19 protein-coding genes are annotated in these 18,760 nt (G+C 64.9%); 10 read left to right on the top strand and 9 right to left on the bottom strand.

Features of this window, described 5'->3' with window-relative positions; genetic code table 11:
* Positions 1-207: 207 nt before the first annotated feature.
* Positions 208-1,683 carry a xylulokinase gene (xylB, locus tag M4J39_RS15475; protein WP_251729310.1) on the top strand — a complete coding sequence of 492 codons (1,476 nt, stop codon included), beginning with the start codon at positions 208-210 and terminating at the stop codon, positions 1,681-1,683.
* A 9-nt stretch (positions 1,684-1,692) separates the two neighbouring features.
* Here the strand turns inward: xylB and rbsK are convergent, their stop codons facing one another.
* A complete protein-coding gene (gene rbsK / locus M4J39_RS15470; RefSeq protein ID WP_251729309.1) occupies positions 1,693-2,625 on the bottom strand; it encodes a ribokinase in 933 nt (310 codons plus the stop codon).
* Between the two features lie 130 nt (positions 2,626-2,755).
* The gene (locus tag M4J39_RS15465; protein ID WP_251729308.1) at positions 2,756-3,208 is read right to left on the bottom strand and encodes an RbsD/FucU family protein; all 453 of its coding nucleotides are present in this window, start codon (positions 3,206-3,208) and stop codon (positions 2,756-2,758) included.
* Between the two features lie 413 nt (positions 3,209-3,621).
* On the opposite strand from M4J39_RS15465, the gene M4J39_RS15460 reads away from it, so the two are divergent.
* From M4J39_RS15460 to M4J39_RS15440, 5 genes are all read left to right on the top strand, one after another.
* Positions 3,622-5,139: a hypothetical protein gene (locus M4J39_RS15460; protein WP_251729307.1), complete on the top strand. Its 1,518-nt coding sequence runs from the start codon at positions 3,622-3,624 to the stop codon at positions 5,137-5,139.
* A 69-nt stretch (positions 5,140-5,208) separates the two neighbouring features.
* Positions 5,209-5,961, top strand: a complete 753-nt coding sequence (locus M4J39_RS15455; protein ID WP_251729306.1) for an RluA family pseudouridine synthase — start codon at positions 5,209-5,211, stop codon at positions 5,959-5,961.
* Positions 5,962-6,020: 59 nt separating this feature from the next.
* Positions 6,021-7,475, top strand: a complete 1,455-nt coding sequence (locus tag M4J39_RS15450) for an NAD-dependent succinate-semialdehyde dehydrogenase (RefSeq protein ID WP_251729305.1) — start codon at positions 6,021-6,023, stop codon at positions 7,473-7,475.
* Between the two features lie 279 nt (positions 7,476-7,754).
* Complete coding sequence (locus M4J39_RS15445) at positions 7,755-8,624, top strand: BadF/BadG/BcrA/BcrD ATPase family protein (protein WP_251729304.1); 870 nt, start codon at positions 7,755-7,757, stop codon at positions 8,622-8,624.
* On the top strand, positions 8,621-9,406 hold the full coding sequence (locus M4J39_RS15440; protein WP_251729303.1) for a GntR family transcriptional regulator: 786 nt from the start codon (positions 8,621-8,623) through the stop codon (positions 9,404-9,406). The genes M4J39_RS15445 and M4J39_RS15440 overlap by 4 nt, the downstream gene beginning before the upstream one ends.
* A 19-nt stretch (positions 9,407-9,425) precedes the next feature.
* Here the strand turns inward: M4J39_RS15440 and irrA are convergent, their stop codons facing one another.
* Complete coding sequence (irrA, locus tag M4J39_RS15435; protein ID WP_251729554.1) at positions 9,426-9,836, bottom strand: iron response transcriptional regulator IrrA; 411 nt, start codon at positions 9,834-9,836, stop codon at positions 9,426-9,428.
* Between the two features lie 328 nt (positions 9,837-10,164).
* Here irrA and fabA point away from each other — a divergent pair, with 328 nt between their 5' ends.
* Genes fabA through fabI form a run of 3 tightly spaced genes read left to right on the top strand, consistent with a single transcriptional unit; the run spans position 10,165 to position 12,816 of the window.
* Positions 10,165-10,674, top strand: coding sequence for a 3-hydroxyacyl-[acyl-carrier-protein] dehydratase FabA (gene fabA, locus M4J39_RS15430; protein WP_251729302.1), 510 nt, complete (start codon positions 10,165-10,167; stop codon positions 10,672-10,674).
* A 33-nt stretch (positions 10,675-10,707) separates the two neighbouring features.
* The gene (gene fabB / locus M4J39_RS15425) at positions 10,708-11,934 is read left to right on the top strand and encodes a beta-ketoacyl-ACP synthase I (RefSeq protein ID WP_251729301.1); all 1,227 of its coding nucleotides are present in this window, start codon (positions 10,708-10,710) and stop codon (positions 11,932-11,934) included.
* Positions 11,935-11,985: 51 nt separating this feature from the next.
* A complete protein-coding gene (gene fabI, locus M4J39_RS15420) occupies positions 11,986-12,816 on the top strand; it encodes an enoyl-ACP reductase FabI (RefSeq protein WP_251729300.1) in 831 nt (276 codons plus the stop codon).
* Positions 12,817-12,888: 72 nt separating this feature from the next.
* Here fabI and M4J39_RS15415 read toward each other — a convergent pair whose 3' ends face one another.
* A complete protein-coding gene (locus M4J39_RS15415; protein ID WP_251729299.1) occupies positions 12,889-13,896 on the bottom strand; it encodes a heparan-alpha-glucosaminide N-acetyltransferase in 1,008 nt (335 codons plus the stop codon).
* A gap of 72 nt (positions 13,897-13,968) precedes the next feature.
* On the opposite strand from M4J39_RS15415, the gene M4J39_RS15410 reads away from it, so the two are divergent.
* Positions 13,969-15,015 (top strand): hypothetical protein, encoded by a 1,047-nt coding sequence (locus M4J39_RS15410; RefSeq protein ID WP_251729298.1) that lies wholly within the window; start codon positions 13,969-13,971, stop codon positions 15,013-15,015.
* A 6-nt stretch (positions 15,016-15,021) separates the two neighbouring features.
* On the opposite strand, the gene M4J39_RS15405 is transcribed toward M4J39_RS15410, so the two are convergent.
* The 5 genes from M4J39_RS15405 to ptsN all read right to left on the bottom strand — a co-directional run bounded on the left by M4J39_RS15405 (position 15,022) and on the right by ptsN (position 18,747).
* On the bottom strand, positions 15,022-15,297 hold the full coding sequence (locus M4J39_RS15405) for a DUF1150 family protein (RefSeq protein WP_371875463.1): 276 nt from the start codon (positions 15,295-15,297) through the stop codon (positions 15,022-15,024).
* 121 nt (positions 15,298-15,418) lie between these two features.
* Positions 15,419-15,847 (bottom strand): Hsp20 family protein, encoded by a 429-nt coding sequence (locus tag M4J39_RS15400; protein ID WP_251729297.1) that lies wholly within the window; start codon positions 15,845-15,847, stop codon positions 15,419-15,421.
* A gap of 90 nt (positions 15,848-15,937) precedes the next feature.
* Positions 15,938-17,338 carry a polyhydroxyalkanoate depolymerase gene (locus tag M4J39_RS15395; protein ID WP_251729296.1) on the bottom strand — a complete coding sequence of 467 codons (1,401 nt, stop codon included), beginning with the start codon at positions 17,336-17,338 and terminating at the stop codon, positions 15,938-15,940.
* Positions 17,339-17,674: 336 nt separating this feature from the next.
* A complete protein-coding gene (locus M4J39_RS15390; RefSeq protein WP_371875462.1) occupies positions 17,675-18,178 on the bottom strand; it encodes an MmcB family DNA repair protein in 504 nt (167 codons plus the stop codon).
* 104 nt (positions 18,179-18,282) lie between these two features.
* Positions 18,283-18,747 (bottom strand): PTS IIA-like nitrogen regulatory protein PtsN, encoded by a 465-nt coding sequence (gene ptsN, locus M4J39_RS15385; RefSeq protein WP_251729295.1) that lies wholly within the window; start codon positions 18,745-18,747, stop codon positions 18,283-18,285.
* Positions 18,748-18,760 lie beyond the last annotated feature (13 nt).

Genomic DNA, 18,760 nt, shown 5'->3' with positions numbered 1-18,760 from the left:
CATCGAGAAGTGCCTCGATATCTCGTTCCGCCACGTAAACCTCCCGATATGAAACGATACAATTGGCTCCTCATATCACGTTCCGGTCGCCGTCGCGAGCCGGCTGGCCGCCAGTGATCACAACCTCGACCAACGGTGTACGGCGCAGGGCTGGTGGCTCCCGGTTCGGCGGGCTAGACCGAATGCCGGAAGGAACGGGAGGGGACTGTGGACGACGCTTGTTTCCTGGGGATCGATATCGGCACGTCGGCCGTAAAGGCCCTGATTGTCGATTCAGGTGAGAGGCCGGTGGCCGGCGCCGAAGTGGCGCTCACCACCAGCAGACCCGCGCCCGGCTGGTCCGAGCAGCATCCGGACATCTGGTGGCAAGCCGTGCAACAGGCGCTCGCCGAAATGTCCGCTGCGATGCCCGGCGTGCTGGGGCGCGTCACGGCCGTGGGGCTCTCCGGCCAGATGCACGGGGCGGTCTTGGTCGGCGACGACGACAGGCCCATCCGTCCGGCCATCCTTTGGAACGATGGGCGAGCCGCCACCGAGGCGATCGCGCTCAATGCGGCCATGCCCGATCTCGGCGAGATCGCAGGCGTTCCCGCCATGGCAGGCTTTCTCGCCCCGAAGATTGCCTGGTTGCGCCACAACGAACCCGACGCACTCGCGGCGACCAGACGCGTATTGTTGCCGAAAGACTGGGTGCGTCTCCAGCTGACAGGCGAGTTTGCCACCGACATGTGCGACGCCGCCGGCAGCCTTCTCCTCGACGAGGCGAAGCGGCAATGGTCTGCGACCATCGTCGAGGCGGTCGGGCTGCGTCTCGAACAGCTGCCGCGTCTTCTCGAAGGACCGGATATCTCAGGCCGGATTACTGCCGCCGCGGCTGCAGCCACCGGCCTTCCCGAAGGCATCCCGGTCGTCGCCGGCGCCGGCGATGCCTCTGCCGCCGGCATCGGTATCGGCGCGGTTGCCGACGGCGACGCCTTCATTTCGCTCGGCACCTCGAGCCAGCTGTTTCTCACGACTGCCGATTATCGACCCAATCCCGCCGCTCTGGTGCATGCTTTCGCCCATGCCCTCCCCGGCCGATGGTTTCAGATGGCGGCGATGCTCAACGGCGCTTCGGTCATGGCCTGGACGGCCGGCGTTATCGGAGTGCCCGACCTCGGCGCAGCGCTTGAGGCCGTGGCGGAGCGGGGACGGGCCATTTCCCCGGTTACCTTCCTTCCATATCTGCAAGGCGAACGGACGCCGCACGACGATCCGGCGGCGCGCGGCGTGTTCTTCGGCATGGACGGCGGCACCGACGGTATCGATCTTCTGCAAGCGGCTGTCGAGGGCATGGCCTTCACGCTCGTCGATGCCGTGGCAGCCCTGGAAACCGCCGGTCCGGTACCGTCGACGCTGGCCGCCGTCGGTGGCGGCAGTCGTGGTCGCTTCGTCATGGAGGTGGTGGCAAGCGCCCTTGGCCGTCCGATCCGGCGTTACGCCGGAGGCGAGCGTGGCCCGGCTTTCGGCGTCGCACGCCTTGCTCGGCTGGCGGTAACCGGCGAGACCGTCGCCGAGGTCTGCGTCAAGCCGGAGTTGCGCGACGTCATCCTGCCCAATGCCGAACGGCAGGCGGCGCTTGCCGCCCGCCTGCCGCTCTATCGCGATCTTTATCGCACGCTGAAGCCGTTGTTCCCCAGATGAGGGCCTTCGTCAGCCCTTGAGGAAGGCTTCGATCTCGGTTGCCGTTGGCATCGACGCGGCTGCTCCGCGCCGCGTCACCGAAATGCCGGCCGTCGCCGAGCCGTAGCGAGTCGCTTCGACCGGATCTAGCCCCTTGGAAAGCGCCGCGGAGAAGCCGCCGAGGAAAGCGTCGCCGGCTCCTGTGGTATCGATCACTTCGCCGGCAGCGCGCGCCGGCAGATGCACCGATTGCGTCGCGTTATGCAGCAGAACGCCATTGCCGCCGAGCGTGATCAACGCGTTCCTGGCCCCCTTGGCGAGAAGGACGTCGCCTGCCTTGCGGGCGTCGTCCACCGTTCCCGGCGCAATGCCGGTCAGCATGGCCGCTTCCGTTTCATTGGGCGCGATATAGTCGGAGAGGCGATAGATCTCGTCCGGGAAGGCCGTGGCCGGTGCCGGGTTGAACACGGTGATCGTGCCGGCGTCGCGGGCAATTTGGAGACCGCGCAGGGCGGCGTCGATCGGCTGCTCGAGTTGCGTCACGAACACTTTCGCCCCGGCGATCGTCTCCTGCTCGAGGTCGAGATCGGCAGGCGAGAGCGTGCCCGACGCGCCGGCATAGACGATGATGGCGTTCTGGCCGTTGGCGTCGTTGACGAAGATGAAGGCCGAACCGGTCGGGTGGGTGTCGATCCGCTGAACGCGGGCGGTGGCGCCGGCCTCGGCCCAGGTCTTGAGACCGATGTCACCAAAGGCGTCCTGGCCGATCTTGGTGATGAAGCTGACCTTGCCGCCGGCCCGCGCCGCCGCGACCGCCTGGTTGGACCCCTTGCCGCCGGGACCCATGACGAAACCGGAACCGGCCAGCGTTTCGCCGATGGCCGGCAAGCGGGGAGCGAGGAACGTGACGTCGACGGCAAAGATGCCGAGAATGGCAACGCCGGATTTCTGGGTATCGGTCATGTCGTTGGTCTCTTGTCGACTTGCGAAGAAGCCGAGGCCGTCCGCGACGAAACACTCGGGTCTTTCCGATTGCGTCGGATCGTGGGGAAACACGTGAAAGCGATATCTCGGCCGCTTCGGGCGCTCGATGTCAGGCCTTCGGCGGAATCACGCCCTTGGTGAGGAGGAAGCAACCATAGAGGCGTCCCTCGCCGGTCTGAAGCACGGCAAACGACTTCTTGGCCGCCTCGTAAAAGGCGAAGCGCTCGATGCCTCCCAGTTTGAAGGTCGGTCCCTCGGCATCGAAGACTTCTTGCTGGAACTCGTGCTGAACGTCGGTCCACTTTTCCGGCTCTCCCACGACTTCCATGCGGAAAGCGGCGGTGGGGATGAAGGTGTCGAGCGGCAGGACCGATAGCACCGCCCGGGCCGCGCGCGGCGCCGATACGCCGTCGAGACGCAGCGGATGGCCGTAAACGGTCTCCTGCGCCACCGAATGAATGGGGAAGTTGCTGTCGACGATGGCGATCGTATCGCCGTGGCCCATGGAAGCCAGCACGTAGAGAAGGTCGGGATTGAGAAGCGGATCGATGGCCTTGAGCATGTTTCCTCCTGACGCATCCCCTTGCGAACCCAAGTTTTCTATGGGAGCGAGCGGATGCGTGACAACAGAACTGTGTCGGTCCTCGTCCAGCCGCGATACCGCAGCTTCGGGGACTCGTTGGGCGTTTCCTGCGCCGTGTCATCCATAGGCCGTTGGCGCCGTTTTGTCAGGTCCGCACGGGTACAGTCCGGCAAAAACTTAAGTTGGCGGACTCTTTCGCGGACGAGTTAACCGCTCGGAAGATAATTCGGGCAATAGTCGCGCAAACCCCGCCATTGGTCTTTCCAGATTTGTTGCTCAGAAGCTTCTCCGGACCCTTCCGCTCCTTACCGAGGCCGGTTGCCGCAGGCGCCGTAGCCGGCGTCGTCGTGCTTGGCGCGCTGTCTTTGATCGTGGCGACCGATTGGATCCGCGTGTCCGAGACCCGCCGGTTTGCCGGCGAAGCCGCCGCCATTGCGGCTCTGGCGGCCGCGAAGGTGCCGGAGGCTCCGATTGCGGCTGCGGCCAACGCTGCCAGAGCTCTCGCGAACGGTGCCGACATTGTCGTCACGACAGAGCGGGGCAAAGCGCTGCCTGGACCATCCGGCCTCGTCTTTGTCGAAGGGCCGGGCGAGGTCGTACGTGTCACCGTTTCGGCAACCGCTCGCAGTTTGCTCGGCACGCCAGTCGGTTTGGGGCGCAGAACCATCGTCGCAACGGCCATGGCGTCGCGGGCGGGCGTCGCCGCGCTTACAGAACGGACGACGGCCATGCCGGAGCTGCCCATGGTGCCCTCGGCCATCGAGGCGCGCCTGTTCGGGGCGACCGGTGCGCTTACCGTCGGCGAGCGGACCATGCTCGGTCAAGCGACATTTCGCGTCGCCGATCTCGTGACGGAACTCGGCCATATCCTCGCCAAGCGCGATGGCGGCACCGAAGCCGATGTGGCGGCGGTGGCCGAAGCGTCGTTCACGCCGGCCGAGTTGCTGACAGCGCTCGCTTCCCTCTATCGCGACAGTGCCAGGAGTTCGGCGGAAGCCGCGGGCATCCTGGAACTTCTCCGCCGCCTCGCCGGTAGTGGAGCGCCGGACGAGACGACCTTGCCGTTCTCCGGCGTGATCAGTCTTGGCGGAGAGGGGGTCGACCTGACGCTTGCCTCGCCGCTCCGTCCCCTGGAGTTCATCCAGGCGGTCATGCGCGCCCGTCTCGCGCAGGGCGCCATCAGCGTCGAGTTGAGGTCACCAACTACCGGCATCGATGCGGTTAGTCTGACGATGGTGTCGGAAAAGGCCTCGGCGGCAGTGCTGATTGGCGGTGAGGATGGCGTCGTCGGCATTCCCAGCATTCGCATAGCCACGCGCTTCATCGTCAGCGGACTCGCCATTCCGGGCGCCGATGCCTTGGAGCTGCCCCTTGAGGTCACGCTGAGTTCCGGGGATGCGCGCATCCGACGTATCGTCTGTGGCCCGGCTGGCCCGGAAGTGGCCGTTACTGGCCGACCAGTCCGGGCGAGCGTGGCATTTGCCGCCGAGACTACGGCGTCGCCGGCCGGCGCGTCGGACTATGTTCGGCTTCTCGCCGCTGGCGGCCTGACGGCCTGGGGCAAGGGACGTTCCTCCTTCGCCGAGGATCCGCCGGTCGACATGGTTTTCCGTCCTGGAGCCGGAGACACGGTTGCCAGTCTCCGGGCACCCATCGACTTCAGCAACCGGCTGGAGCGACTGGCCACCGAGACGCAAGTGCTGGTGTCGCTGGAGGGCAACGCGCGGGGCGTGATGTCGGAGGGCGGCGTGCGCGACGAAATCGCACGGCTGATCGCTGGTAGCGTCAAGCCCGTCGATGCCGTTTTGTCCAGCATCTTCGCGACCTTCGGCATCGTGCCCGGAAAGATGGACGTGGTGGCGGCTGGCGCCGCCTGCAACACGGCGACGCTACTGGGCGAGGTGAATTGACTTCGCTTCCTTCGCCCTTCGGGTTATGAAGCCGTGACGGCGCAATATCGCCGGGCACCGGATTTTTTCATGACCGACGACGAGTTGATTGCCCGCATTCTCTACCGTGATGGCTCCGTCCTCATCGTCGACAAGCCCGCGGGCATTCCCGTGCATGCCGGCTTCGGTGGCGGCGAGACTCTCGACCAGCACTTTCCCGCCTTGCAGTTCGGCCTGCCCAACCCGCCGCAGCTTGGCCATCGCCTCGACAAGGACACGTCCGGCTGCCTGGCACTGGGGCGACACCGCCGCGCCGTTCGTGAGCTCGGCGAAATCTTCGCGGGACAGAAGGCGCAGAAAACCTATCTTGCCGTTGTTCTCGGCCATCTGCCCGGCGACGAGGGGCGCGTGGACGCGCCGCTCGCCAAGGTTTCACACGAAAAGCGCTCCTGGTGGATGAAGGTCGACCCATCGGGGCAACCGTCGGTCACCGACTACAGGGTGATTGCGCGGGGGGACCGTCTGACAGTGGTCGATCTGATGCCGCGCACCGGTCGTACCCATCAACTTCGCGTCCACATGGCCCATCTCGGCTGTCCCATCGTCGGTGACGGTGTCTACGGCGGTGATGCCGCGCGGTCCGTCGATCGAAACCTTCATCTCCATGCCCGTCAGCTGGAGCTTCCTTATTATCGCAAGAAGCCGCCGATCCTGGCACAGGCGCCAGTGCCTGCCCATATGTTACGTCTGCTCGGCCGTCTTGGCGCCGTCAACGACGAAGGCGCGCTGCTGCATCTGCCGATCAACGCGGCACCGGACTTTGCCGGTCGGGACGTTGTCTGAGGCATTGCACGACCGGCAAGGCCGAGCCGCACTGCCACAAAGCAAGAAAGGCCGCTGCCATGACGCTACAGCTCAAGGATCCCTCGCTTCTCGTGGAAGCTTGCCTGATCGATGGTGAGTTCGTCGGCACTCCCGCGCTCGACGTGACCGATCCTTCGACCGGTGCCGTGGTCGGGCGCGTGCCGCTCACCGATGCGGCCGGCACGACGCGGGCTGTCGAGGCGGCGGAACGTGCCCTGCCGGCCTGGAAGAGGCTTTTGGCCAAGGAGCGATCGCGTCTCCTGCGTCGCTGGTACGACCTCATGATTGAGCACCGTGACGACTTGGCCCTCATCATGACCTCCGAGCAGGGCAAGCCGCTCGCCGAGGCCTTGGGCGAGATCGACTACGCTGCCGGCTACGTCGAGTTCTACGCCGAGGAGGCCAAGCGCATTGCCGGTGAAACGCTGCCCTCGCCGAAGGATGGGGCGCGAGTTCTGGTGATTCGCGAGGCGGCCGGCGTCGTGGCCGCCATAACCCCCTGGAACTTCCCGGCGGCGATGATTACCCGCAAGGTGGCGCCGGCCCTTGCCGCCGGTTGTACGGCGGTGGTAAAGCCCGCCTCCGAAACGCCGCTGACCGCCTTGGCGCTTGCCCGCCTCGCGGCCCGCGCCGGTCTGCCGAAGGGCGCTCTCAACGTCGTCACGGGCAAGTCCTCGGTGATCGGCGATGTCCTGACCAGTCACCCGGCGGTGCGCGTCGTCTCCTTTACCGGCTCGACTGAGGTCGGCAAGAAGCTGATCGTCCAGTGTGCTGGCACCGTGAAGAAGGTCTACACCGAGCTCGGCGGCAACGCGCCTTTCATCGTCTTTGATGACGCCGATCTCGACGCCGCGATCGAGGGGGTGATGGCCTCCAAGTTCCGCAACATGGGCCAGACCTGCGTCTGCGCCAATCGTCTCTATGCCCAGGCAGGTATCCACGACGCTTTCGTGGAGAAGCTCACGGCGGCGGTGAAGGCACTGAAGCTCGGCGACGGCCGCGCTCCCGGCGTGACGCAGGGGCCGCTCGTCAACGCCAAGGCGGTGGAGAAGGTCGAGGCGCACGTTGCCGACGCCCTTTCGAAAGGGGCGAAGGTGATAACCGGCGGTGCGCGGTCGTCGCTCGGCGGCAGCTTTTTCGAGCCGACCGTGCTCACCGGTGTCACCGCCGAAATGGCTGTCGCCCGCGAGGAAACGTTCGGGCCGCTTGCCCCCGTGTTCCGCTTCGACACCGAGGAGGAAGCAATCCGGCTCGCCAACGACACCGAGTTCGGCCTCGCTTCCTACTTCTATGCCCGCGACGTCGGCCGCATCTTCCGCGTGGCCGAGGGGCTGCAGGCGGGCATGGTCGGAATCAACTCCGGCGCCATTTCCTCGGAGCTGGTGCCGTTCGGCGGGGTCAAGGAGAGCGGTAACGGGCGTGAGGGCTCGCATCACGGTATCGACGAATATGTTGAGAAAAAATATCTCCTAATCGCCGGGCTCGACCGATAAGCGCCTGCCATCCGGACTCTTTCATTTGAGCCCGACCATCAGATTGGACTCCGCTTCGGACTCACTTTTGGACTCCATTCCGGACTCATCAGACGGACTCAAGCCGTCGTTCCAGAACAAGCCATTCCTCGGGAATCCTGCCGACTCAGCCGGTCTGTCCGGGCTGCCCACGGAGATAGTCGTTGATACCGCATTGAGACCGATTGCCAGCCGGCGGGAGACGGTCTTTGCTTGGCTTCGGGTTATGGGAAGCGTCTTCGAAGACGGCGGCGGGGCATCATGGGGCGGCTTTTTCTCGGCATGGACGGAGGCGGCAGTCATGCGCGGGCCCGCCTTGCTGACGGTGCGGGGCGCCGGTTGGGCGAGGGCTGCGCAGGCCCGGCCAATGTCGGCAACGATCCTGACGGTGCCATGACGGCGTTCGAAGCGGCGGCGAAAATGGCCTTCACCACCTCTGGCCTTGCAATGTTCGATCGAGCCGATGTCGTGGCGGTGATCGGCGCCGCCGGTGCCGCGAACCCCGAAACGGCTGCTCGGCTCTCCAATGCTCCGTTCGGATTCGGTCGCCTGCGGGTCGTCACCGACGCTGAGATCGCTCTTGAGGGCGCATTTGGCGGCGGTGATGGAGGTGTTGTGATCGTCGGCACGGGGAGCCAGGCTTATGGCCGGCTGGGCGATCGACGCATCCGCTTCGGTGGCTGGGGATCGGCTCTCTCCGATGGTGGCTCCGGCGCGGTGATCGGCAGGAACGCGGCGCGTCGAACACTTGAAGCCCACGAGGGGCTTGCTGCTTCGTCTCCGATGACGGCGATGCTTTTCGATCGTTTGGGTGGATCGGCAATGGCTCTGTCGGCTTTCGGCAAGGCGGCGCGTCCGACCGACTGGGCGGTTCTTGCGCCGGTCGTCTTCGATCATGCCGATGCCGGAGATCCCGTTGCCGCCGCGATCGTTGCCACCGCCGTGGCTGAAATCGAGGCTCTGATCGCGCGTCTTGCCGCTGAAGGCGTCGATCGGATCGCTTTGATGGGCGGCCTCGCCTCAAGCTATCTGCCGCGACTATCTCCCCGACTGACCAATCTTGTCGCCGAACCTGCCGGAGATGCCCTGGACGGCGCGCTCAGTCTCGCGAGAAGGGATGCCAACGCATGATGGAGCCCTTCACCCGGGTGGTCGGTCAGGATTGGCGCGAACGCGGTGGCGACGCGCCGCTTTGCCGCTGCCTAGAGGTGGCTCTCAGGGCTGCCATTTCCAGCGGGCGTCTCGTGGCAGGCATGCCGCTGCCGTCCGAACGGGCGATAGCGGCTGGCCTTTCCATCTCTCGCATCACCGTTCGGCAGGCAATGGCGCCTCTCGTGGCAGAGGGCCTTGTAACCACGCGGCCGGGGGGCGGATCGACGGTTGCTGGCGGAGGCGCGGCCGGAAAAGAGGAGGCGCGGCCTTCAGACGCGGCTCACAGACGTCAAACGGTGCTGCGCTCCCACGCCGACGAGTTGGCGGAAAAGGGCGAGTCTGTTGAGACCCGGCTTGTCGACCGCCTGACCGGGCCACCATCAGCTCCGGAGGCAATGACGCTGGGGCTCGGGCCTGGAGAGCGCGTCCTTCGGCTCTATCGCCTCCACTGCGTGGAGGGGCGCCCGCGGATTCTGGAACTCACGACGCTGCCGGCGGCGTCCGTTGACGTGGAGACCGCCACGGTCTCTCCAGCGGCGGCACTGGCCAATGCCGGACTGCCGGCGACGCGCGGTGTCGAGAGGTTTAGGGCTGTGGCGCTCGGGGCGGTGGAGGCCGGGCTGCTCGAACTGCCTGAGGGAACGCCGGCCATGCGCGTGGAACGAGTCAGCTACACGGCGGGTGGTCGTGCGGTCGAGATCAGCCGGGCCTTTTGTCGCGGCGACGGTTACGAGGTCGTGGCGGCGCTCTCGGGAGAGTGATCTCCGAATCGCCACTTGCTCAGCGCTTGTTGCGAAGGCGGACGACCACATCGACACGGACGATCTCCATGCCGGCAGGTGCCGGCGGCAGGTCGCCGATCTCCACGTGAGGGCCGGGAATGTCGAACACCCGGTTTTCGTCCTCGACATAGAAATGATGATGATCTTCGGTATTGGTATCGAAATAGGTCCGCGTGCCTTCAACGGCCACCTCGCGCAGCAGGCCGGCTTCGGTGAACTGGTTCAGCGTGTTGTAGACGGTGGCGAGAGACACCGGAACCTTGGCGGTCAAGGCCTCGGCATGCAGATCTTCGGCCGAGAGATGACGGTGGCCGTGCGAGAACAGGATCTCGGCAAGCGCCACGCGCTGGCGGGTGGGCCGGAGACCGACGTCCCGCAGGCGCGTTCGCACCGGTATCTTGGCGATCATGGAAGCGCCGGCTGCCGATTGCGTGCCGACGGCGGTGCGGCGTGCCATGTCCGTCGCGGCAGTGGACGGGCTGGAGGGAAGCGGGCGGTCCATGATGTCGTTATCCTGGGTGGTCGGCTGAGGCCAGACGGCTTTTTCGATTGCGACATATTAGCAAAGTGGGTGGAGACTGCAAGAACACGCCAAAAAGGCCATTGCCGCGTTTGTACCAAGGCTTTCGAGGACGCCTTGCCTGTGTTAGAGATCGACCCACCACGAACACCGTCCTCACGGACGGCGATTGGCGCTGCCTTGGGCAGGCCCGAAGGGATAAGGTACGGACAGCAGCATGAGTCTTCGCAAGAACAGCTACGAGTATGAGGATCTCCTTTCCTGCGGACGTGGGGAGTTGTTCGGACCGGGTAATGCCCAACTGCCGATGCCGCCGATGCTGATGTTCGATCGCATCTCCGAGATCGCCGAGGTCGGGGGCGAGTTTGGCAAGGGCCTCATCCGTGCCACTCTGGCGATCCGGCCCGACCTCTGGTTCTTCCCCTGCCACTTCAAGGGCGACCCGGTCATGCCCGGCTGCCTGGGCCTCGACGCTCTCTGGCAGATGCTCGGCTTCTTCCTCGGTTGGTCGGGCTCTCCCGGCAAGGGACGGGCTCTTTCCGTCGGCGAGGTGAAGTTCAGCGGCATGGTCACCCCTGCCGTCAAGCTGGTCGAATATGGCGTCGATCTCAAGCGGGTTATGCGCGGCAAGCTGGTGCTCGGCATTGGTGACGGCTGGCTGAAGGCCGACGGCGAGACCATTTACAAGGCGACGGATCTCCGCGTCGGCCTGTTCAAGGCCGCCTGAGCGCCGCCCGCATCAGAACAAGGAAAGACAGCCATGAGACGCGTCGTCGTCACCGGCATGGGCATTGTGTCCTCGATCGGCAACAATACGCAGGAGGTGCTGGCGTCCCTCCATGATGCCCGCTCCGGCATCACCTTCGCCCCCACCTTCGCCGAGCATGGTTTCCGCTGCCAGGTTCATGGTGCGCCGTCTCTCGATCCCGCTACGGTGGTCGACCGGCGTGCGATGCGATTCCACGGTGGCGGAACCGCCTGGAACCACGTCGCGATGGACCAGGCCATTCTCGATGCCGGTCTCGAGGCCGGCGACGTTTCCAACGAACGCACCGGCATCATCATGGGATCGGGCGGTCCCTCGACGCGCGTCATCGTCGAGTCGGCATTGAAGACCATCGAAAGCGGTTCGTCCAAGAAGGTCGGCCCGTTCGCGGTTCCCAAGGCGATGAGCTCCACCGCCTCGGCGACGCTGGCGACGTGGTTCAAGATCAAGGGCGTCAACTATTCGATCTCCTCGGCTTGCGCGACGTCCAATCACTGCATCGGCAACGCCTACGAGATGATCCAGTACGGCAAGCAGGACGTGATGTTCGCCGGTGGCTGCGAAGAGCTCGACTGGACGCTGTCCGTGCTGTTCGATGCCATGGGTGCCATGGCGTCCAAGTACAACGACACGCCGGCCACGGCCTCGCGCGCCTATGACAAGAACCGCGACGGTTTCGTCATCGCCGGCGGTGCCGGTGTGCTGGTTCTCGAGGAGCTGGAGCATGCCAAGGCGCGCGGCGCCAAGATCTATGGCGAGATCGTCGGCTATGGCGCCACCTCCGACGGCTACGACATGGTCGCTCCGTCGGGCGAGGGCGCGGTGCGCTGCATGCGCCAGGCGCTTTCCACGGTGAAAGAGAAGATCGACTACATCAATCCGCACGCCACGTCGACGCCGGCCGGCGACGCCCCGGAAATCGAGGCGATCCGCACGGTGTTCGGCGGTGCCGACAATTGTCCGCCGATTTCTGCGACCAAGTCGCTCACCGGCCACTCGCTGGGGGCCACCGGCGTGCAGGAAGCGATCTATTCGCTTCTGATGATCAACAACCGCTTCATCGTGAAAAGCGCACACATCGAGGAAATCGATCCGGCTTTCGCCGACATGCCGATCGTGCGCGATCGGATCGATGATGCCAAAATCGACACCGTGCTCTCCAATAGCTTCGGCTTCGGCGGCACAAACGCCACGCTGGTTCTCCAGCGCTACGCCGCCTGATCCATCCGCCCGGCTCCGCCGGGCGGTTTCTTCTTCTCGGGACGTCAGATCATGAATGGACTCATGGCCGGCAAGCGCGGCCTCGTTATGGGCGTCGCCAACGACCATTCCATCGCCTGGGGTATTGCCAAGGCTCTTTCCGCCGCCGGTGCCGAACTGGCCTTCACCTATCAGGGCGAGGCCTTCGGTCGTCGCGTCAGGCCTTTGGCCGAGGAGGTTGGGGCGAAGCTCCTTCTTCCGTGCGATGTCGAGGACGAGGCGTCGGTCGACGCGGTGTTCGCTGCCCTCAAAGCCGAGTGGGGGCAGCTCGATTTCCTGGTGCATGCGATCGGCTTCTCCGACAAGAACGAACTCAGAGGTCGTTACGCCGACACCACGCGCGCCAACTTCTCGCGCACCATGGTCATCTCGGTGTTCTCCTTCACCGAAGTCGCCCGCAAGGCGGCCGCGATGATGACGGCGGGCGGCAGCCTGCTCACGCTGACCTATGGCGGCTCGACGCGCGTCATGCCGAACTACAACGTCATGGGCGTTGCCAAGGCGGCACTCGAAAGCTCGGTGCGCTATCTCGCCGCCGACTTCGGCGGCGACGGCATTCGGGTCAACGCCATCTCGGCCGGTCCGGTTCGGACGTTGGCCGGTTCGGGCGTCACCGATGCTCGGCTGATGTTCAATTTCCAGAAGAAGAACGCGCCGCTCAAGCGGACCGTCACGATCGACGAGGTCGGCCGTTCGGCCCTGTATCTGTTGTCGGATCTGTCGTCGGGCGTCACCGGCGAAGTCCATTTCGTTGATTCCGGCTATTCGATCATGTCGATGCCGCGCATCGACGAGCTGAAGGAACAGGATCGCCGCGAGTCCGCCGAGACGCCTGCCGGCTGAGCGTCGGATCCACAACTGCCACAAAAGCCGGCGGCCGCTCCCGCCGGCTTTTGTGCGTCTTGGGCCCTGCCGTCAGTCGCTGTCGTCAGTCCCTTCGGGCGCCAACGAGTCGGGAACCTCGCCCGACGGCTGCACCTGACAGGCCTGCACGGCGGTGGCGAGCAGAGGGCCGAAGGAAGGATCATCTTCGCGACTCTCCCAGATGCCGGTGTCGTCGACCGAGGCCGCGACGCAACCGCAGAAGCGCTCGGACATCTCCTCGGTCGCGCCGTGTCGCTCGTACTCGAGGCGACAGTCGGTGACGAAGCCTGCCCTCTGGACTGCTGGATCAACCGGAATGAGAGTCGCGAGGCCTACGGCCAGGCCATAGAGCAACGGCTGGTGCAGCAGATAGAACAGAAGCGAATGCCGGCCAATCCAGGCGAGCCAGTGTGTGCGGCGGGGCAGCGGCCATGCCTGGCGTTCGCCAAGGCGCGTCAGCGGGCCTCCGGTAACGAGACCGACGATATAGGGAGCGATCCAGGGAAACAGCGGCACAAGATCGTTGGCGACCGGTGGCGTTTCCGCGAGACCCAGGAAACCCCAACCGATGCCGTCGAAGGTGGGCGACCGCCATACCTGAGGCAGAACGAGGGCTCCGGCCGCGAGAAGGATCAAGACCGCATTGGGCAGGCGAACGAGCAGCGGCGCGAGAAGGCTGGCCAGCAGCATCATATGCAGGATGCCGAAGAATACCCAGGCGTCGGGAAAGACGAGATAGGTCGCGATCGATACGGCTGCGGCGGCGATTGCAAGGCGCAGGAGCCGGTTTGCGTAGCGGAACAGATCGAAGCCATTGCGCTCGGCCAGGCGAAAGGAAACGCCGGACAGCAGCAGAAAGCTGCCGGCGATCGCCGCGGCATAGGCGCGCCAGAGCGGATCGCTGGCGACGCCCCAGCTGACCAGCCTCACATTGGCGAGGTCCCATGAAAAATGGTAGGAGGCCATGGCGAGAAGCATTACGCCACGGGTGGCGTCGATCAGCGGCAGTCGCGGCGAACCGCCGCTGCCGTGCTCTCCTTGGGGTAGCGAATCAGCCATGTCCCGTCTCTCCAGCGTCGATCATGGGTGTGCTGCAGTGACGCGGCCATGGCAACCGGCGGCTTTCCGAAAATGACAGCTTCCTTGCTTGAGGGAGAGGAAGACGGCCTCGCCAGTCGATTCCATCTGGGAAGCGACACGCTGGTCGTCGTCTTCAGCCAGGTGCGTGTCCCCAGCGGAAAGTTCGGCCTCGAGCGCCTGTTCGCGACCACCACGCACAGCCGTCTGTTTCTCAACGAGCCGGAGAACAACTGGTACCGAAATCGAGACGCGTTCATCGACCGATTGATCGGCGAGGCGGCATCGGCTGCAAGGGCCGCGCGCATCATTCTCTACGGTAGTTCGATGGGTGCCTTCGGTGCTGGGGCCGCCGCCGCCAGGTATCCCGAGGCCGAGCTTTACGCGTTCGCGCCGGACTTCCGGATCGGCGAGCCTGGCAGTCAGTCGGCCGCGGCCGGCCTCTCGATGAGACAAGGAGAGGCCGATCTCGGAGAGTTTCTGGCGGTTCCACGAAGGGGCGCTGCGCGGGTGATCGTTCCCCTTTACGATCCTTACGACAGCGGTGTCGGTGCCCGTCTCGCCGCTCTGAAGCTACCGGACAATGCGACCCTGGTGCCGCTTCGCTCAAGTCACGAGGTTCATGACCACCTCTACAGCCTGAACATCATTCGCAAGGTCATAGCGACGTTCCGTCGCGACATTGCGGTTGAAGCGGCCGCGCGCGGCTTGTTCGTTCCTTCGGTCGATTGGCTGGCTCACGCCCGGTTCGCCGCCGCCCGAGCCGCCATCGACGGCGGAGCGGCGCTTGATCCGGATGCCTTGATGGCACTCTTGCCGGAAATCAACCCGGGCCTTGCGATGCTTGCGGCCGAGGCAGCGGAACGGGCGGGCGACCTTGTCCGGGCGGAGGCTTTGCTTGCCGGGCTCGACGCAGCCATCGCTGCCGACGCCATCCTGTCGAGCCTTGTCAAACGCTACCTCAAGGAGGTGCCGCGTCGGCGCATCCGGTTTCTGAGAGACGCTGGCGAGACTGCTGCGGCACGTCGCATCGCAGCCGAGGCCGCAACGCGCTTTCCGACCGACGAGGGCTTCGCCGCCCTCGCCATCGGTTCGGACTAGATCCGATCAGTGCACCATCATCGGCGTGAGGTCGGCCTCGGTGGCGTTGGCGATGGCCGCCTCGCGGCTGTCCGTCAGCATGATCGGCTGTCCGTCGGCCGAATGCAGCGCCCACAGCTTCATGCCGGGCCTAAGGTCGAGATACCCGGGATGGGCAGCGATCACGTCATCGGAGGAGACGCGGCGTAGATAGGCAACGCTGCCACCACCGAGTTGCCGGAAGGCGGCATCGGGCATTATCTTCCGGTCGTCGGCGGAAGTGGTCTTGGTGAAAGTAGCCATCGCTTTACTCCTTTCCCCTTGCCGGTCTTGACCGGACAAGAGGAGAGACACCGTTCGCCGGCGAAGGGCGGTCGGGTCTGAAACGCAGTCTAGTGGGAAAAGGTGACCGGCGCGTTTATCGTCAATCCTCGGCGTTGATCTCGATCCGCCGAATGACGCGTTCGAGCGGCGGTCGCACCAGATCGATCGACAACAGACCGTTTCGGAGGTCGGCCCCAAGGATTTCGATGCCTTCGGCAAGGACAAAGGTGCGTTGGAACTGCCGCGCTGCAATGCCCCGGTGGAGATAGAGGCGCGATTTGTCGTCCGCCTGCCGACCCCGGATCACGAGCTGGTTCTCTTCGACGGAAACGTCGAGTTGCTCACGCGTGAACCCGGCTACGGCCAGCGTGATGCGCAACACGTCGCCTTCCGGACCTTCGCGTTCGATGCGTTCGATGTTGTACGGAGGATAACCATCGTTCGCGGCCTTCGACACGCGGTCGAGCGCACGCTCGATCTCATCGAAGCCCAGAAGGAACGGGCTCGAGAAGCCTGCCAATCTCGTCATTGTTCAAAGTCCTCGCAAGGAAGCGACCTTGACCGGGCCCCTGAGGCACCCGGTGATCAGCGTTCTATATGGCCTTGCCGTCTACGCCGTTCAAGATCGCCCGACCTCACCGAGGCGAAAGCGCGCCTCGCGTGCGAGTTGGGCGGCGAGCGGGTGGGCCATTGTCCCGAGGCGGCGGTCGAGCTCGCTCGCCGAGGCCTCGTCGAGCCGGGCGAGCTGATAGACGAAGTAGATGCCTTCCCGGTTGAGCCGGCCAACAAGTGCAGGGGTGAGCCCGGACAGCTTCAGGAGATCCTCGACCTTGCAGGGCTTCGAACGTCCTGGCGGATCGGCGTGATTGGATATGAAGTCGGCGACACGCGGAAACACCGAAGCACGCCAGCGCGCACCACTGAAGAGAGCGAACCGGCCAGCCTCATCCTCGGTATGGCGACATCCTCCTTGCGGCGAACCGGTCATCAGGTGAGCCGCATGCGTTTGGCCGCCGCCGCCGAAAACATCGCGTCCTGCCTCCACCGTCATCAAGGGGATGCCGGAGAGCGGCGGCGCGGCGGCGGGCAGGAACGCCTTGCCGAGATCCGGGGCGAAGGGCAGGTCGATCAGGACCGCCTCGATCCACTGCAGAACGAATTCGGCAGGCACGTCCATGACCGCCAGAAACTCTTCGAAGAAGCCGCGGTGGCCATCGGCGCCGTCGCCATCGCCGGAAACAAGCCCCAGGAACAGTTCCTTATGGTCGACGGTGGAGCGGTCGAGGTTGCGCGTCAGGAAGCCTGTGAGGGCGAAGAAGCCTGGAAACACTTCGCGATAGGCGCCTTCGAAGGGAGGTGGGACCGGAGCAATCACCGCCCGCACGAGCCAATCGAGTCCGCGCGCGGCCGCCTCGGCGGCAAGCCCGGCATGGTCGGCGCGGCAATCGATTGGCCCGCCGATCAGTGTCAATGAAGCGGGCGCGCGATTGCTCCTTCCAAGCAAGGTGGCGGCTGCAATGCCGACGACGCCGGCCTCGGCGATGGCAACCACATGCACCGGCCCTCCGATCTCCGTGATCATTTCGGCGACGGCCTCCACCGCCTCGCCTAGCCCGAAGGCGCCGGCCGAAAGCGGCACGCGCCGGGCATCGGCCCAGCCTGCGACATGCACCGAATGATCGGGTAGGAAAGCAGCCACGGTATCGCGGACAAGGGTTGGAAAGTGACCGGCATAGGGCGGCAGCACCAATACCGAGGGAACGGTGCCGTCGGCTCCGGGCGCCAGACGATCGAAGGCGATAAGCCTCCAGAAAGGCGTCGCCCGTCGCACGCGCTCGATGACGGGGCCACGCACCCCGGAGAAAAAGGCGGTGCCGAGATCGAACGCCGGAGGGCAATAGCGGCGCGCGACGCGAGCGTACAAGTCGGCCGAAGGGCCGGACGCCTCCGGCGGCCGACGATTGGATGGCAGCGGCGGTTTGGCCGCTTCGGACCCGGAGTAGCTATGATAATACGGCACGCCGTCCTCCAGGCGGTTATGACCGCCCCCCTTGCGATGTCCTCCGCCGCCCCGTTGTCGGTGAAGAAAAGGATAGCGCCCGCACGCGCCGCGGCAAGCGGCGCCACCCCCGCTCTTAGTCGCGAACAGGCGCTGAAAACCGCGTTTTAGGCATAGACTTCAGTCTGTTCGCCCTTTGGCCCAGCGCCCGCAGCATGAATGCGCTACCGATTTCAGCCCGCTTGGCGAACGTTCTAGAGTTTTTCCGGTGAACTTGGGTTCGCCGGAAAAACTCTATCTCTTTGTTAAGACGCAGTTCCGGACGCAAAACCGGTACCCACTTTTGCTGGAACTGCTCTAGAAGGCGCCCATGTCGGGAAGTTGCGGGTCGATCAGTTGCTGGATGCGACGCGCCGCCACTTGGGCGATGCGCAGGGTCATCGCCCGACGCGTCGCGGCGGCGAGTCGATGGCTGGGTGCCTCCCGAAGGATCGCTCCGCCATAACCGTCGGCAACGATCAGCCCAGCGTCCTCCGGAAAGATATCTGCGGGCACGCCGGCGTGGGTGGCAAAGAACAGGTGGTCGCAATGGAGGCGATAGTCGGGCCACTTGCGGTCGGCGCGGAAATCTTCCACCGACGACTTGATCTCGACGATGAAAATGTCACCGTTGCCGCCCAGGGCCACGACGTCGGCCCGCCGCCCCGATGCGAGCGGCAGTTCGTAAAGAACGGAAAATCCATGGCCCGCCAATAGACGGCCAACACCGCGTTGCACGAGGCGCGCGGCTTCCGATTGTCGCCCGTCGTTGACGAAGCTTTCGATCGGGGAGGAAAATGCGGCTGTCGGCAGGGGCATCATCGAGTCTCCACCCACCATTGTTCATGATTTGTTTTCAGAAATCAACAGCCGTGGATACAATCGCAGCACACCGCTCCGGGCATTCCGAGGTTAGGATACGGACCTCAGGCGGCGTCCGAGCGAACGTTCTCGGTGAGAAGCGCATACATCGCCGTGGCATCGTCGGCAGCACGAAGTTTGGCAGCCGTCTCGTCGTCGCGCAGGACACGAGCTATGCGGGCCAATGCCTTCAGATGATCCGCACCGGCGCTTTCCGGCGCAAGCAGCAGGAACACCACGTCGACCGGTTCGCCGTCGAGCGAATCGAAGTCGATCGGCCGATCGAGAAGGGCAAAGACCCCGACCAACCGTTCGAGGCCCACCAGCTTGCCGTGAGGAATGGCAACGCCGTGTCCCACGCCGGTCGAACCCAGCTTCTCGCGCTGCATCAGCGTCTCGAAGATGTCGCGCTCGTCCCGTCCGGTGAGAGCGGCAGCCTTGGCGGCCATCTCCTGAAGCGCCTGCTTCTTGTTGGCGGTCTTGAGCCGCTGCAGGATTGCATCGATCACAAGGAGGTCGCTCAGATCCATCGTCTTGTTCCAA

The organism is Pleomorphomonas sp. NRK KF1 (assembly GCF_023721755.1).
Taxonomy (GTDB): Bacteria; Pseudomonadota; Alphaproteobacteria; order Rhizobiales; family Pleomorphomonadaceae; genus Pleomorphomonas.
This window is presented reverse-complemented; position numbering and strand designations above follow the sequence as displayed.

What these genes read in the sequence shown, in the direction of transcription:
- irrA (WP_251729554.1), bottom strand. Translation starts at nt 9,836, where the DNA reads ATGATCGCCAAGATACCGGTGCGAACGCGCCTGCGGGACGTCGGTCTC.
- M4J39_RS15410 (WP_251729298.1), top strand. Translation starts at nt 13,969, where the DNA reads ATGACAGCTTCCTTGCTTGAGGGAGAGGAAGACGGCCTCGCCAGTCGA.
- fabA (WP_251729302.1), top strand. Translation starts at nt 10,165, where the DNA reads ATGAGTCTTCGCAAGAACAGCTACGAGTATGAGGATCTCCTTTCCTGC.
- M4J39_RS15405 (WP_371875463.1), bottom strand. Translation starts at nt 15,297, where the DNA reads ATGGCTACTTTCACCAAGACCACTTCCGCCGACGACCGGAAGATAATG.
- M4J39_RS15400 (WP_251729297.1), bottom strand. Translation starts at nt 15,847, where the DNA reads ATGACGAGATTGGCAGGCTTCTCGAGCCCGTTCCTTCTGGGCTTCGAT.
- fabI (WP_251729300.1), top strand. Translation starts at nt 11,986, where the DNA reads ATGAATGGACTCATGGCCGGCAAGCGCGGCCTCGTTATGGGCGTCGCC.
- M4J39_RS15450 (WP_251729305.1), top strand. Translation starts at nt 6,021, where the DNA reads ATGACGCTACAGCTCAAGGATCCCTCGCTTCTCGTGGAAGCTTGCCTG.
- M4J39_RS15440 (WP_251729303.1), top strand. Translation starts at nt 8,621, where the DNA reads ATGATGGAGCCCTTCACCCGGGTGGTCGGTCAGGATTGGCGCGAACGC.
- M4J39_RS15465 (WP_251729308.1), bottom strand. Translation starts at nt 3,208, where the DNA reads ATGCTCAAGGCCATCGATCCGCTTCTCAATCCCGACCTTCTCTACGTG.
- M4J39_RS15445 (WP_251729304.1), top strand. Translation starts at nt 7,755, where the DNA reads ATGGGGCGGCTTTTTCTCGGCATGGACGGAGGCGGCAGTCATGCGCGG.
- M4J39_RS15455 (WP_251729306.1), top strand. Translation starts at nt 5,209, where the DNA reads ATGACCGACGACGAGTTGATTGCCCGCATTCTCTACCGTGATGGCTCC.
- ptsN (WP_251729295.1), bottom strand. Translation starts at nt 18,747, where the DNA reads ATGGATCTGAGCGACCTCCTTGTGATCGATGCAATCCTGCAGCGGCTC.
- M4J39_RS15390 (WP_371875462.1), bottom strand. Translation starts at nt 18,178, where the DNA reads ATGATGCCCCTGCCGACAGCCGCATTTTCCTCCCCGATCGAAAGCTTC.
- fabB (WP_251729301.1), top strand. Translation starts at nt 10,708, where the DNA reads ATGAGACGCGTCGTCGTCACCGGCATGGGCATTGTGTCCTCGATCGGC.
- rbsK (WP_251729309.1), bottom strand. Translation starts at nt 2,625, where the DNA reads ATGACCGATACCCAGAAATCCGGCGTTGCCATTCTCGGCATCTTTGCC.
- M4J39_RS15415 (WP_251729299.1), bottom strand. Translation starts at nt 13,896, where the DNA reads ATGGCTGATTCGCTACCCCAAGGAGAGCACGGCAGCGGCGGTTCGCCG.